We start from the raw sequence: 14,016 nt of genomic DNA, 5'->3' as shown, positions 1-14,016 counted from the left end.
TGCCGCCGCCGATGCGCCCGCCCGCCTCCGCCCCTGCGATGCGCCTGGCCCTGGCGGGTCTGTGCCTGTCGGGCTGGGGCGGGCTTGCCGCCATGGCAGCCGAACAGGCCCGCCGGGGCGCACTGGCGCCGTTCGGGCCGGGTATGGGGCTGATCGACGGGCTGCGGCTGTGGGGCTTCGGCGACATAAGGGTCTGGATGGATGCCGGGTCGCTGTGTTCCTATGACCCGGCCCGCCCGATCCTGGCCATGGCGGCCGTGATTTCAGCGATGTGGGCGGCGATGACCCTGGCGATGGTGCTACCGCTGCTGGCGCATCACAGAGAAGCGGGCGGCGGCTGGCCGTTCGGCGCGCTGCGGGCCTGGTCGGGCAGCGCGCTGGCTTTGCTGGGCTTCTGCGCGCTTGCCACCCTTTGTCAGATCGCCGCGCAGGCGGCGGGCCTGCTGTCGCCCGCGCTGCGGGTGGAACATCCACTGGCCCAGGCCTTGTTCGTCTTCGCGGCGATCCTGGCGCAGGCGCTGCTGGGCAGACGTCCGCGCCCTGCCGCACGCGCCGACACGATCAGCGCCGGCGCCCGTGCAACCCTGCGGGGCCTCGCACGCTGCGCGCCCATGCTTTTGCTGATGTTTCCACTGGGGCTGATGAACCTGGTCGCCATGGCCGCGATGCTGGCGCTTCACCTGTCGGGCGCCCTGGCCCTGCCCGCGCGGCGCCCGCTGGGCCGGGTGACCGGCCTTGCCCTGCGCCTTGCCGCCAGCCGGGGCCTGCGGTGAAGCTGCGGATCGACATCGACCGGACGCGCAGCATCGGGCTGAGCGATCAGATCACCGCGCAGATCTCGCGGATGATCTTCGAGGGACGGATCGCCACGGGGCTGAAACTGCCCTCGTGCCGCCTGCTGGCGCGCGACGTCGGCGTGTCGATCAACACGGTGATCGCCGCCTATCAGACCCTGCAGGACGAACAGCTGATCACCGCCCGGCCGCGCTCGGGTTTTTTCGTGCGCCTGGGTCCCGGCGTGCATCCGGGACTGATCGCCCAGGCCCCGGCGCCAGAAAAGAAACCGGCGCGGATCGTGCAGAAGCTGAACCTCGCGCGGCGGGCCGACGGGATCGACACGATCTTCCGGCCGCAGAACTGGTTCGCCCAGCCCTATCCCTTCGTCTGCAACCAGATCAGCGAAAACGACTTTCCGGTCGCCGAATGGCGCGAATGCGCGCGGCTGGCGATGAACCGCAAGGATCTGAAGATCTGGTCTTCGGATGGGCATTATGCCGACAGCCCCGACCTGATCCGTCAGGTCAACCAGCGCATCCTGCCCAGCCGCGGCATCGCCGCCGATCCCGGCTCGACGCTGATCACCCTGGGGTCGCAGAACGGACTGTACCTCATCAGCTTTCTGTTCGGCGGGCGCGACCGGATGGCCGCGATGGAAGATCCGGGCTATCCCGATGCCCGCAAGATCCTGACCACCAATTTCGGCTCGGTCCGCTTTCAGCCCGTCGATGCCGAGGGGCTGGTCGTCGACGACAGGCTGCGCGGCGTCGATCTAGTCTTCGTGACCCCGAACCGGCAGTTTCCGACCACGGTCACCATGTCACCCGCGCGGCGCCGCGCGCTGCTGGATGCGGCCGAGGAACATGACTTCTACATCGTCGAGGACGATTACGAATGCGATGTCGACTATCGACAGGTCCCGCCCTTGTCGCTGCGCGCGCAGGATGACCGCGGGCGGGTGATCTATCTTGGCAGCCTGTCCAAGGGTCTATCGCCGGGGCTGCGGCTGGGCTACCTGAACGCCTCGCCCGATTTCGTGGCGGCGGCGCGCGACAGCCGGGGCATGATCCTCAGGCACCCGCCCATCATCCTCCAGCAGACGGCGGCGGCCTTTGTCGATCTTGGCTATTACGACCGGCTCCTGCGTCGGCTGAAGCGTGATCACGAACAGCGCTGGCGCATCGCCAATGCCGCTTTGGCCGACAGTCTGCCGGGGCTTGAGGTGGTCAGCGAATTCGGTGGCACGAATTTCTTGCTGACCGACCCCCAGCGCCAGCTGCAAGCCGATGCGCTGGCCCGGGCGGCGCTGGCGCGGGGGATCGTGATCGAAGCGGTGGCGCCCTGCTATTGGTGCCGCGCGCAGGGGGCCCACAGGTTCCGCATCGGCGTCTCGTCCATCGGTCAGGACCGGATCCGGCCCGGCCTTGCGCTACTGGCCGATCTGGTCGCCGAACAGCGCTCCACCGGGACCTTTTCCGCGCCACCAACCGGCGCGGGCTTGCCGGCCTCGGCCTCCCGTGCGCCCAGCCGAAAGACGCAATGCGCCATCTTGAAAGCCGGCATCGTCACGAACACCGCCAACACCTCGGCCAGGTGAACCGCCAGAAGCCGCCCAGCCGCGCCAAGCCCTTATGCTTCCTGACCATTGCGTGCAGCATCTGGTCCTAGAAAAGCATTCCTACCAATGGCTTACGACAAAAATGTCGATCCGGCAGTGTACGAATCCGCGAATGGCCGTGTTCGCATCACCCGCGGAAAGACGGCCCATCATTATCCACGCAGTGGATCGAGTGCGAGAATATTATGAATTTGATCAATGTTCTGGTTTGACCAACGATGCCCTCCCATCGGCGGCAGCCGAATCGCGCTGACGCTGGGTCAGCCACCTGTCCATTCTGGTGCAGGGGGCCACCGGCGAGCCTGAAGTTTCGGAGGGATGACATGAAATTTCGACGCATACTCTATTCTGCCCTTTGCGCGGCTGCACTCGCCGCGCCGGTCGCGGCCGAGGATCTGACGATCGGTGTCGGCGGCACGGCCACCTCGATCGACCCGCATTTCTATAATGCCTCGCCGAATAACAGCATCGCGATGCAGATCTTCGACCGGCTGACCGAGCGCAGCGCCGCGGGCAAGCTGCTGCCGGGCCTGGCCGAGACCTGGAAGCCGGTGGGCGAAACCGAATGGCTTTTCACCCTGCGCGAGGGCGTGAAATGGCATGATGGCGTGGCCTTCACCGCCGATGACGTCGTCTTCACCTTCGACCGCGCGCGCGACGTGCCGAACAGCCCCGGCGGCTTCGGCGGCTTCCTGCGGGCGGTGGCCAAGGTCGAGGCGGTGGATGACCGCACCGTGAAGATCACCACCCACGCCCCCTCGCCCAACCTGCCGGGCGATCTGGCGAATATCGCCATCGTCTCGCGCCATGCCGGCGAAGGCGCTGACACCACCGATTACAACTCGGGCAAGGCCGCCATCGGCACCGGCGCCTTCCGCTTCGTCGAATTCCGGCAGGGCGACCAGATCCGGCTGGAACGCAACCCCGACTGGTGGGGCGGCGAGGTTGCCTGGGACAATGTCACCTATCGCGTCATCTCCAGCGCGGGCGGCCGCACGACCGCCATCCTGGCCGGCGATGTCGATATCATCGACACCCCGGCCGCCGCCGATATCGCGCGTCTGCAAGGCACCGATGGCATCAAGGTGACCAGCACGCCGGGCCTGCGGGTGATCTATCTCATCAGCTCGCCCCAGACCGGCGCGCCGATGAAGTTCATCCGCGGCCCCAAGGGCGAGGAACTGGCCGAAAACCCGCTGGCCGATGTGCGTGTGCGTCAGGCGCTGTCGATCGCGCTGAACCGCGAGCTGATCGTCGACCGGATCATGGAAGGCACCGCCAAGGCCTCGGGCCAATGGCTGCCCGAGGGCGCTTTCTCCTATTCGCCCGACATTCCGGTGCCGGCGCAGGATCTGGAAAAGGCCAAGGCGCTTCTGGCCGAGGCGGGCTATCCTGACGGGTTCCAGCTGACCCTGCATGTCCCGAACGACCGCTATCCGAACGCGCCCGAAGTGGTGCAGGCGGTGGCGCAGATGTGGACGCGGATCGGCGTGCAGACCTCGGTCGAGGCGCTGCCCTGGACGACCTATTCGGCGCAGATGAAGGATTTCGCGGTGAAGCTTGTGGGTCTTGGCAACGCCACCTTCGATGCCAGCTCGATGCTGATCAACGTCCTTGGCACGGCCGACAAGGATCGCGGTCTGGGGGCGTCGAACGATACCGGCTATTCCAATCCGAAGCTGGACGAGATGACCGCCGCCGCGCTGACCCTCTATGACGATGCCGAGCGCGAAAAGGCGCTGATCGCCGCGGTGAAGGTTGCGCTGGACGATGGCGCGGTGCTGCCGCTGTACCAGCAGACCAACACCTGGGCGATGCGCGACGGGCTGAGCTATGAGCCGCGGATTGACGAACGCACGCTGGCCAAGGATGTCAAGCCTGAATAGGCCCAATCCCATGGCCTGAGGCAATGACTTGGGCTTCCTGCACCGCGCGGCCTGTGTCGCGCGGGGCGCATTCCCCGACCGCCATGATCGACACGGCGCGCGCGCCCCCGGTCGCGGGGCTGTCAGACCGGACATAGAATGACACTCTGGATCTTTCAAAGACTCCTTCAGGCGGCCCTGGTCGCGCTGGCCATGGCGGCGCTGCTGTTCTTGGCGCTGCAGCTGATCGGCAGCCCGGTCGAGACGCTGCTGCCCGCCGAGGCCACGCATGAGGAGCGGCTGCGGCTGATCCGCGATCTGGGCTTGGACCAGCCGCTGCACATCCAGTTCCTGATGTTCCTGAAGGGGATGGTGCAGGGCAATCTGGGGGTCAGCTACGTGTTCAAGGAACCCGCCGTCGCGCTGATCCTGTCGCGCCTGCCGGCCACGCTGGAGCTGGCGCTGTTCGCGGTGCTGCTGTCGCTGATCATCGGCCTGCCGCTGGGCCTGATCGCGGGGCGCCGCCCGCACAGCCTGACGGCGCAGACGATCATGACCGGCTCGATCTTGGGCTTCAGCCTGCCGATCTTCTGGGTCGGCATCCTGTTGATCATGATCTTCAGCGTCTGGCTGGGCTGGCTGCCCAGTTCCGGCCGCGGCCAGACCATCATGGTTCTGGGCGTGGGCTGGTCCTTCCTGACCTGGGACGGGCTGCGCCATCTGATCCTGCCCGCCTTCAGCCTGTCGCTGTTCAACGTCTCGATGGTCACCCGGCTGACCGAAAGCGGCGTGCGCGAGGCGATGTCCAGCGATTATGTCAAATTCGCCCGCGCCAAGGGCCTGGCGCCGCGGCGGATCCTGACCGTGCATGTGCTGAAGAATGTGATGATCCCGGTCGTGACCGTGGTCGGGCTGGATATCGGCACGACCATCGCCTTTTCGGTGGTGACCGAAACCATCTTTGCCTGGCCGGGCATGGGCAAGATCATCATCGACAGCATCGCCGCGCTCGATCGGCCGGTGATCGTGGCCTATCTGATGCTGGTGGTGCTGATGTTCGTGCTGATCAATCTGGTCGTCGACATCCTGTACCGGCTCCTCGACCCGCGCATCCGCCTGCAGGGAGAGTGAGATGAGATCCACGTTTTCCGCATTCTTCCGCTTCCTGCGCGTCTATGCCCGCTCGCCCCTGGCGGTGATCGGGCTGATCGGCACGGTTCTGGTGCTGCTGGCCGCGATTTTCGCCCCCGTCCTGTCGCCGCAGAACCCCTATGACCTTCTGCAGCTGGACATTCTGGAAAGCCGGCTGCCGCCCGGCGAACAGGCCTATGCGGGCTTCACCTTTCTTCTGGGCTCGGACGGGCAAGGGCGCGACATGTTCTCGGCGATCCTGTACGGGCTGCGCATCAGCCTGATCGTCGGGATCGGCTCGGCCGCGCTGGCCTTTGTTCTGGGCACGCTGTTCGGGCTGACCGCCGCCTATATCGGCGGCCGGGTCGAGACCTTCATGATGCGGCTGGTGGACCTGCAGATGTCGGTGCCGACCATCCTGTCGGCCCTGCTGATCCTGGCGCTGCTGGGCAAAAGCATCGGCAATGTCGTGCTGGCCATCGTGATCGTCGAATGGGCCACCTATGCCCGCACCGCGCGCGGCACCGCCCTGTCGCAGATGCGCCGCGACTATGTCGAGGCCGCCAAGGCGCTGCGCATGGGCCATGCCAACATGATCCTGCGCCAGTTGCTGCCGAACTGCATCTCGCCGCTGATCGTGCTGTTGACCATGCAGATCGCCCGCGCCATCACACTGGAAGCGACGCTCAGCTTTCTGGGCCTGGGCGTGCCGATCACCGAACCCTCGCTGGGGCTGCTGATCTCGAACGGGTACGAGCTGATGCTGTCAGGCACCTATTGGGTCAGCCTCTTCCCCGGCATCGCCCTTCTGGTCACCATCTTCTCGATCAATCTGGTCGGCGACCGGATGCGCCAGATCCTTGATCCGAAGGCCGCTCAAAGATGACTGCCCCCATGCTGGAGATCCGCAACCTGCGGACCGAATTCGCCACCGATGCCGGCCGCGTCACCGTGATCGACCAGGTCAGCTTCAGCCTGAACCGCGGCCAGGTGCTGGGGCTGGTCGGGGAATCCGGGTCGGGAAAGTCGGTCACCGGCTTTTCGATCATGGGGCTGATCGACCCGCCGGGCCAGGTCAGCGGCGGGCAGATCCTGTTCAAGGGCGAGGATCTGCGGACGCTGCCCGAGCCGCGGATGCGGGCGCTGCGCGGCAACCGCATCGCGATGATCTTCCAGGATCCGGCGATGACGCTGAACCCGGTGCTGCGCATCGACACCCAGATGATCGAGACGATCCTGGCGCATGAGAAGGTCAGCAAGACTGTCGCGCGCGAAAGGGCCCGCGATGCGCTGGGAATGGTGGGCATCCCGAGCCCCGAAGAACGGCTGCGTGCCTATCCGCACCAGTTTTCGGGCGGGATGCGGCAGCGCGTGGCCATCGCCATCGCCCTGCTGCACCGCCCCGACCTGATCATCGCCGACGAGCCGACAACCGCGCTGGACGTGACGATCCAGGCGCAGATCCTGGCCGTGGTGCAGCGGCTGGCGCGCGACCATGGCACCGGGCTGATCTGGATCACCCATGACCTGTCGGTGATTGCCGGCCTCGCCGACCGGGTGGCCGTCATGTATGCTGGCCGGATCGTGGAACATGGCGATGTCGATACGGTCATCCGCACCCCGCGCCATCCCTATAGCCATGGGCTGATCGGCAGCCTGCCCTCGCGCAATCCGCGCGGACAGCATCTGAAACAGATCACCGGCACCACCCCGGCCATCGCCGCCCTGCCCCAGGGCTGCGCCTTCCGGCCGCGCTGTGCGCGCGCGACCGAGGCCTGCCTGGCCGCGCCGCCAGTGACGCAAACCGAGGGGCGGCTTCTGCGCTGTTTCCATCCCGTGACCGAGGGAGAGGCCGCATGACCCCGCGGATCGAGATCACCCATGTCAGCAAGCGCTTCTCGCGCAAGTCGGAACTGGTCGAGCGTCTGGCCGAACGGGCGGGGCTGAAGGCGCCAAAGCCGGTGGTGCATGCGCTGGACGATGTCAGCCTGGCGGTCGGCAGCGGCGAGGTGGTGGGGATCGTCGGCGAATCCGGCTGCGGAAAGTCGACGCTGGGCCGCATCGTCGCCGGCATCCTTGACGCCAGCGCCGGCGAGATCCGCTACAAGGGCCAGACCCTGGCCGAGATGCCCGACCGGCAGGCCGCGCAGGCCCGGCTGGACGTGCAGATGATCTTTCAGGATCCGTCCTCGTCGCTGAACCCGCGCCATCGCGTCGACGAGATCGTCGGCGCCGCCGCGCTGCGCCATGGCAAGACCACCCGCGCGGGCCTGGCCGATTACGTCGCCGAGCAGATGCGCCGCGCCGGGCTTGATCCGGCGATGAGCCGGCGTTTTCCGCATCAGTTCAGCGGCGGGCAGCGCCAGCGGATCGGCATCGCCCGCGCCCTGGCGGTGCAGCCCGACATGCTGATCTGCGATGAATCCGTGGCCTCGCTGGATGTGTCGATCCAGGCGCAGATCCTGAACCTGTTCATGGATCTGCGCCGCGACCTGAACCTGACCTACATGTTCATCAGCCACGACCTTTCGGTCGTCGAACATATCTCGGACCGGGTGGTCGTCATGTATCTGGGCCGGATCGTCGAAGAGGCGCCGGTGGCCGAGCTGTTCGCCCATCCCGCGCATCCCTACACCCGCGCGCTTTTGCAGGAAATCCCGCAGCTTGACACCAAGCGGCGCCACTATGCGCCGATCACGGGGGAAATCCCCAGCCCGCTCGCCCCACCCTCGGGCTGCCATTTCCACCCGCGCTGTCCCCTGGCCATGCCGCGCTGCGCGCTGGAACGGCCCGAACTGCGCCAGATCGGCCCGGCGCATCGCTCGGCCTGCCATCTGAACGACTGACCCAAGCGGTCGAACCGAACTGAAAGAAGGAAAGACCATGTTTTCTGCATGCCTGAACGCAGCTGACCCCAGGAAGGCGGTCATCCCCGGTGCCGACTGGCAGCAGGTCGCCGATCCCGAAGCCCTGGGCCTTGATGCGGGATTGCGCGCCGAAGCGGATGCGGCGCTGGATGCGCTGCCCACCACCTCGTTCATGGCGGTCAGCGGCGGCGAGGTGCTGTACAGCTATGGCGACGTTTCCGAGGTCAGCTACATGGCCTCGACCCGCAAGAGCATCCTGTCGATGCTGATGGGCAGGCCGGTCTGCGAGGGCAAGATCGACCTTGATCTGACCATGGCCGATCTCGGCATCGACGAGGAAGACGGTCTGCTGCCGATCGAAAAGACCGCGCGGCTGCGCGATCTTCTGATCAGCAGCTCGGGCGTCTATCACCCGGCGGGCAGCCCGGGCGGCGACATGAAGGATGTGCCCGCGCGCGGCAGCAAGACGCCGGGCCAGTATTTCCATTACAACAACTGGGATTTCAACGTCCTGGGCGCGGCCTTCGAACAGCTGACCGGGCGCTCGGTCTTCCAGGCGCTGGACGAGGATCTGGCCCAGCCGCTACAATTCCAGGATTTCGACCGCAACCGTCAGCGGATGCTGGGCTATAACGGGCAATCGCGCTACCTGGCCTATCATCTGTTCCTGTCGGGCCGCGACATGGCCCGCATCGCGCTGACCATGACGCGGCAAGGCGCCTGGGGCGCGCAGCAGATCGTGCCGGCCGAATGGGTCGCCGAAAGCACCAAGATCTGCGTCCCGGCCGAGGCGATGAACGGCAGCCGCAAGCCCTGCGTGGCGGGCTACAGCTATCTTTGGTGGATCCCCGTCGTCACCCCCGAAACCCCCGAATGGCAGGGCGCCTTCGTCGCGGCCGGGCATTTCGGCCAGTTCATGCTGGGCATGCCCGCCATCGACATGGTCTTCGTCAACCGCCGTGCCATTCCCGACGAGATGGCCGTCGCCCGCAACAATGGCAGCTTCACCGACGAGCCACCGACCGTGACGATGGAACAGTTCCTGTCCGTCGCGCGCAAGTTTGTGACCGCCCGACAAAAGGCCGTCAGGGGCTGAGTGCATGCGGACCCGGCCGCCGCCGCTTCCGCATTCCGCCTTGCCCGCTCGAGCGGCCCCGCTGTACACCAACGGAATGCAGCGTTTTCCTCTGGGCGGGCTCGACCTCAATCTGCTGAAGGTGCTTTACGCGCTGGCGGTCAAGGGCAACATGACCCAGGCCGGCGACTACATTGGCCTGTCGCAACCCGCGATGAGCCATGCACTCAAGCGCCTGCGCGCGATCACCGGCGACCGGCTGTTCCTGCGCAATGCCCGCGGCCTGACCATGACCCGGCATTGCGCCGACATCTTCCCTGGCGTGAAGCGGATCATCGAAGAGACCGAGGCGGTGATGCGCTCGCATCAGGCCTTCGATCCGGTGCAGTCGCCGCGCACCTTCCGCATCGGCATGAACGATTACTTCTCGGTCGTGCTGATGCCGCGCCTCTTGGAACGCATCCGCCGCAGCGCGCCCAATTGCGTGATCGAGGTGCAGCACATGCCGCGCACCATCACCGGCCCCTTGCAGGGCAACCGCACCCTGATGCAGGACTATCTGGACGATGGCACGATCGACGTGGCGGTGATGACGCTGGATTCGATTCCGGCCCGGTTCCAGTCGATGCCGCTGTTCACCGAAAGGCGGGTCTGCATCATCTCGGCCGACAATCCGGTCGTACAGTCCGATTTCACCTTCGAAAAGCTGCTGGAACTGGGGCATGTCAAGGTCACCTCCTCGCCCAGCCGCCGCGGCTGGATCGACGAATACCTTGACACGCTGGGCCGCAAGCGGCGGGTGGTGGCGCTGGTGCCGCATTTCTCGGCCGCGGTCGCCATTGTCGGGCGCAGCGATCTGGTGGCGATCATGCCCGAAAGCGTGGCGCGCCTGTTCGAGAAATCGCACAACCTGATCCTGCTCGACCCGCCCTTTCTGGAACAGAAGCAATCCACCAGCATGATCTGGCTGGCCGAGAACCAGTCCTCACCGCCGAACCGCTGGCTGCGCGACGAGATCGCGGCTTGTTTCTGAGATCAGGCCTCGACGTTCGTCTTTCAGACAGAGGAAGACCGCGCCTCTATTGCCATGGTCGAATTCGGGTCTGAGATGCATATTCCCTCTCCTAAAACGCTTGCATTGCCTCGAAGCGGCATATGAAGAAGCGGATGGTGCAACTATCGGGGTCGGTGATGGCCTGCAGCTTGCAAGCCATTCGGCCCTTGGTCCGGTCATTCAGGCCCCCTCTCTGTACTGATGATCAAATGGGTCTTGCCCTAAACCGCCGCGGCCCAGACCCTGAACCGCCCTGCCCCGGTGACCTCGCGCGCGATGCCGCGCTTGGCGAGCAGGTTTAGGTTCCGCTCGACCGCCGCTCGGCTGGCGCCGGTCTCGCTTTCGGCCTGCGGGGCCGAGACCATCGGGTGCCGGGTCAGGCTGCCCAGCAGAAGGCGCGGCACCCGCCCGGACAGATCGGCCACCGCTTCCGTGGCACGCTCCTGCCAGCGGCGCAGCCGGTCCAGCTCCAGCAAGCCTGCCAGCACGGCCTGATGCGCGCCCGTCAGCCAACCCGCCAGCCGCCGCTCGGCGCCGCCGGTCGCGGTCAGGGCGGCGAAGCCCGCCGCCGCCAGCGGCAAGAACGGCAGAGACCGCCCCCCGGCGATCTTCGCCCCCAGAACCACCGCCTCCAGCCCGCGCAGATGGTCGGGCCGCTCGTCCAGCTGCTGCCACAGCCGGAACGCGGCGGCCCCGCGCACCAGAGGATGCAGCGTCTGCAACGCGGCCAGGGCAGCATTGGCCTCGTCCAGGAAGGCGGTATCCTGCCCGGCCAGCCCGAGACTTTGCGCCGCATCCTGCGCATCGGTCCGCGCCGGGTCCGCCGCAAGCCGCCGGGCCACCCAGGACAGCCGGGTCATCGCCCCGCCATCCGCGCCCGTGGCCCCCAGGCGGAACGACATCCACAGGGCCAGCCGGTCCGAAGACAGCCGGTCGCCTGCCCACCAACCGACCGCCAGCGCCTCGCTCGCGGCCAGTCGCGCGACGGCCCCCTGCCCCATGGCCGCGAACCGCTCCTGCAACCGCCCGACATCCTGCGCCAGATCCGCCAAGTCACCGGCCAGGGCGGCTTGCGCCGCGCCCCAGTCCGCCGGATCGGCCAGGCCGCGCGCCACGGCGCGCGGCAAGGTGAGGTTCTGAGACCCCGCATCCTCGTCCGGGTCCAAAGGGCCCGGAAGGAACCAGAGGTCCTCCTCATCAGGTTTTTCACCAGAAGGCGCGTGTGCAGGCGCTCTTTGAACCATATCGGCATTATGCTTAATCTTTGCGGATTACCAAGGCAATCTTTTACCTCCGATATTGCCCACGATAAGTTCGCCTTATCATGGCTGTTGCAACCTGCCCGGCTCCAGCGCAATCTGGCGCACGAAACCAGCCGCAAAGGCCCTGAATGACCGCCCTCACCCTGCCCGCCTATGCCCAACTGTCCGATGCCGACGAGGTCGCGCTGAGCGATCTGTTCCGGCGCGGCACACCGCCCAACACGCTGCGCGCCTGGGAGCGCGACCTGGCCTATATCGCCGCCTGGAAGATGGCCGCCTTCGGGCGCCCCCTGGCCTGGCCCGAAGAGGAGAAGGTCGCCCTGCGCTTCATCCTCGACCATGCCCAGGATCTGGCCGGCAAGCCCGGACCCGCCCAGGACGTGGCGCAGGAACTGATCGCGATCGGGTTGCGCGTCGCCCTCGCCTGCCCCGCCCCTGCCACGCTGGACCGGCGCATCGCCTCCTGGCAGGCCTTTCACCGGATGCGCAACCTGGCCTCGCCCTTCGCGGCGCCGCTGGTTCAGCAGGCACGGCAGAAGGCACGCCGGGCCAATGCGCGGCCGCATGCGCCCAAATCGCCCCGGCCCGTCACCCGCGATATGCTGGAATCGCTGCTCGCCACCTGTGACGACAGCCATCGCGGCATTCGCGACCGGGCGATGCTGATGCTGGCCTTCGCCTCGGGCGGGCGGCGGCGCTCGGAAGTGACCGCACTGAATGTCGAGGATATCGGACGCGACGACTTCAGGGCCAAGGGCCTGCTCTGGGTCCGCCTGCTGGAGACCAAGACGACGCGCAAGGATCAGGCGCCGAAGCTGCCGCTCAAGGGCCGTGCGGCGCGGGCGGTGATGCATTGGCTGGAGGTCACCGGGCTCAGGGAAGGCCCGCTCTTCCGCCCGGTCTCGAAGTCTGACCGCCCCCTGCCCCGCCGCCTCGCCTCCGACGCGCTGCGGACCATCCTCCGCCACCGGCTGCGATCCGCCGGCCTGCCCGAGGATTATGCCACTCCGCACGGCCTCCGCGCCGGCTTCCTGACCCAGGCCGCGCTGGATGGCGCGCCCCTGGCGGCCGCGATGAAGCTGAGCCTGCACCGCTCCGCCGTACAAGCCCAGAAATACTATGCCGATGTCGAGATCAGCGAAAACCCGGCCACCGACCTGCTGGGCGACTGAGGGCGCAGACAAGCACCACGCCCCCGCCCCTTGGGTAGGCCGATTGAAGAACCTTCCCCGCGGGGAAGATTTCTAGCCTTCCAGCTGATCCAGCATCAGGCGAACCGCCTGTTCCAGCCGCCGCCGGTCAATGGTTGTGAAGTCGCGGTCCAGCTGGATTTCAAGCTTGCCGACGGCAGCGACACATTTGCCGCGCCCCTCGCGCCGGTCGAACTGAAAGCTGGTGCGCGCCTTGGTTGGCTTGCCCGGGACAGTGGCCGGGCGGGTCGATTGCGCCGCACCCTGCCCTTCCGCCCCGGCATCTTCGCCCGCGAAGCGGCGCAACACGGCCAGCTCATCGGCCACCGACCTCGTGTCCCATCCCTTCAATTCAGCCCGGATCATCGGCACCAGATCTTCGACCTCTTCGAAGCGGCGCGCCAGTGCCAGGCCGAGCGCGCGCGGAATTTCCTGCGGATAAAGCAGCTCTCCGCCCAGGCGCGACACGACGGGGATGAAGCTGCGGATATAGCTGCGCTTCTGATAGCCTGCCGACTTGAACAGCAGCGCCACAGCCTTGTCCGGGTCGGTCACCGCGATGCCCGGATCAGCGGCATAGTCCAGTGCCAGCATCGCCATCTCGGCGAAGGAGATGTCCTTCCGCACCAGGTTTTCATCGACCATCTTGCGATAGAGCGCCTCAAGCCCGTCGCCGCTTTGCGCGACCACCGCCGGAATCGCTCCGTAGCGCTCGGCATCACCCGTCTCGGTCAGCAGCTGCCGATAGGCCGACAAACGGCGATAGCCCTGGATCAACTCGAACCGCCCATCGGCACGGGCCTCAAGCCGGATCGGGTTGGACAGGCCAAGCTCGGAGATCGAGGCCACCAGCTCTGCCAGTTCCTGATCCGGCCCCTTCTTCCGGTCACGTACCAGCTTGGCCATCTCGATCTGGTCAAGCGGCACCAGTTCGATCACCAGACCGAGACGCTTGAGCCGCACATGTTCATGCGCCAGCGCGTCATTTTCCGCTCGGATCTGCGCCTCGGCCTCTTGCCGTTCGCGCGTCGAGGATACGGTCTCGGCAATCGCCGCCGCCATCGGGCCGCGGCGGGACGGCGGTTCGGCGACCTTCCCCGCAGGGAAGGTTTCCGCGACCGCCGGAGCAGGATCGTCGGGCAGGTCGATGTCGAACATGCGGCGCTTCTTGCTCATC

12 protein-coding genes are annotated in these 14,016 nt (G+C 66.7%); 10 read left to right on the top strand and 2 right to left on the bottom strand.

Annotated features, from left to right (window positions below; translation table 11 throughout):
- Positions 1–11 precede the first annotated feature (11 nt).
- From ACED67_RS09075 to ACED67_RS09035, 9 genes are all read left to right on the top strand, one after another.
- Entirely contained in the window at positions 12–773 is a 762-nt protein-coding gene (locus ACED67_RS09075; protein WP_395541274.1) for a hypothetical protein, read from the top strand.
- On the top strand, positions 770–2,374 hold the full coding sequence (locus ACED67_RS09070; RefSeq protein ID WP_395541273.1) for an aminotransferase-like domain-containing protein: 1,605 nt from the start codon (positions 770–772) through the stop codon (positions 2,372–2,374). Before ACED67_RS09075 ends, ACED67_RS09070 begins: the two co-directional genes overlap by 4 nt.
- A 344-nt stretch (positions 2,375–2,718) precedes the next feature.
- Positions 2,719–4,281, top strand: coding sequence for an ABC transporter substrate-binding protein (locus ACED67_RS09065; protein WP_395541272.1), 1,563 nt, complete (start codon positions 2,719–2,721; stop codon positions 4,279–4,281).
- Positions 4,282–4,419: 138 nt separating this feature from the next.
- On the top strand, positions 4,420–5,391 hold the full coding sequence (locus ACED67_RS09060; RefSeq protein ID WP_395541271.1) for an ABC transporter permease: 972 nt from the start codon (positions 4,420–4,422) through the stop codon (positions 5,389–5,391).
- Position 5,392: 1 nt separating this feature from the next.
- On the top strand, positions 5,393–6,277 hold the full coding sequence (locus ACED67_RS09055; RefSeq protein ID WP_395541270.1) for an ABC transporter permease: 885 nt from the start codon (positions 5,393–5,395) through the stop codon (positions 6,275–6,277).
- Complete coding sequence (locus ACED67_RS09050) at positions 6,274–7,251, top strand: ABC transporter ATP-binding protein (RefSeq protein ID WP_395541269.1); 978 nt, start codon at positions 6,274–6,276, stop codon at positions 7,249–7,251. Before ACED67_RS09055 ends, ACED67_RS09050 begins: the two co-directional genes overlap by 4 nt.
- Positions 7,248–8,237, top strand: coding sequence for an ABC transporter ATP-binding protein (locus tag ACED67_RS09045; RefSeq protein ID WP_395541268.1), 990 nt, complete (start codon positions 7,248–7,250; stop codon positions 8,235–8,237). The genes ACED67_RS09050 and ACED67_RS09045 overlap by 4 nt, the downstream gene beginning before the upstream one ends.
- A gap of 37 nt (positions 8,238–8,274) precedes the next feature.
- Positions 8,275–9,354: a serine hydrolase domain-containing protein gene (locus ACED67_RS09040; RefSeq protein WP_395541267.1), complete on the top strand. Its 1,080-nt coding sequence runs from the start codon at positions 8,275–8,277 to the stop codon at positions 9,352–9,354.
- Between the two features lie 4 nt (positions 9,355–9,358).
- Positions 9,359–10,366 carry a LysR family transcriptional regulator gene (locus ACED67_RS09035; protein WP_395541266.1) on the top strand — a complete coding sequence of 336 codons (1,008 nt, stop codon included), beginning with the start codon at positions 9,359–9,361 and terminating at the stop codon, positions 10,364–10,366.
- Between the two features lie 242 nt (positions 10,367–10,608).
- Here the strand turns inward: ACED67_RS09035 and ACED67_RS09030 are convergent, their stop codons facing one another.
- Positions 10,609–11,514 carry a hypothetical protein gene (locus ACED67_RS09030; protein ID WP_395541265.1) on the bottom strand — a complete coding sequence of 302 codons (906 nt, stop codon included), beginning with the start codon at positions 11,512–11,514 and terminating at the stop codon, positions 10,609–10,611.
- A gap of 263 nt (positions 11,515–11,777) precedes the next feature.
- Here ACED67_RS09030 and ACED67_RS09025 point away from each other — a divergent pair, with 263 nt between their 5' ends.
- Positions 11,778–12,821 (top strand): tyrosine-type recombinase/integrase, encoded by a 1,044-nt coding sequence (locus tag ACED67_RS09025; RefSeq protein ID WP_395541264.1) that lies wholly within the window; start codon positions 11,778–11,780, stop codon positions 12,819–12,821.
- 72 nt (positions 12,822–12,893) lie between these two features.
- On the opposite strand, the gene ACED67_RS09020 is transcribed toward ACED67_RS09025, so the two are convergent.
- Positions 12,894–14,015 carry a ParB/RepB/Spo0J family partition protein gene (locus ACED67_RS09020; RefSeq protein ID WP_395541263.1) on the bottom strand — a complete coding sequence of 374 codons (1,122 nt, stop codon included), beginning with the start codon at positions 14,013–14,015 and terminating at the stop codon, positions 12,894–12,896.
- Position 14,016: the final 1 nt, after the last annotated feature.

The organism is Neotabrizicola paludis, assembly GCF_044142105.1.
GTDB lineage: Bacteria > Pseudomonadota > Alphaproteobacteria > Rhodobacterales > Rhodobacteraceae > Pseudogemmobacter.
Note: the sequence above shows the minus strand (reverse complement) of the source record. Positions and strands in the feature narration are given on the sequence as shown.

Coding starts and splice junctions, on each gene's coding strand:
- ACED67_RS09055 (WP_395541270.1), top strand. CDS start 5,393: ATGAGATCCACGTTTTCCGCATTCTTCCGCTTCCTGCGCGTCTATGCC.
- ACED67_RS09075 (WP_395541274.1), top strand. CDS start 12: ATGCGCCCGCCCGCCTCCGCCCCTGCGATGCGCCTGGCCCTGGCGGGT.
- ACED67_RS09060 (WP_395541271.1), top strand. CDS start 4,420: ATGACACTCTGGATCTTTCAAAGACTCCTTCAGGCGGCCCTGGTCGCG.
- ACED67_RS09045 (WP_395541268.1), top strand. CDS start 7,248: ATGACCCCGCGGATCGAGATCACCCATGTCAGCAAGCGCTTCTCGCGC.
- ACED67_RS09065 (WP_395541272.1), top strand. CDS start 2,719: ATGAAATTTCGACGCATACTCTATTCTGCCCTTTGCGCGGCTGCACTC.
- ACED67_RS09050 (WP_395541269.1), top strand. CDS start 6,274: ATGACTGCCCCCATGCTGGAGATCCGCAACCTGCGGACCGAATTCGCC.
- ACED67_RS09020 (WP_395541263.1), bottom strand. CDS start 14,015: ATGAGCAAGAAGCGCCGCATGTTCGACATCGACCTGCCCGACGATCCT.
- ACED67_RS09035 (WP_395541266.1), top strand. CDS start 9,359: ATGCGGACCCGGCCGCCGCCGCTTCCGCATTCCGCCTTGCCCGCTCGA.
- ACED67_RS09040 (WP_395541267.1), top strand. CDS start 8,275: ATGTTTTCTGCATGCCTGAACGCAGCTGACCCCAGGAAGGCGGTCATC.
- ACED67_RS09025 (WP_395541264.1), top strand. CDS start 11,778: ATGACCGCCCTCACCCTGCCCGCCTATGCCCAACTGTCCGATGCCGAC.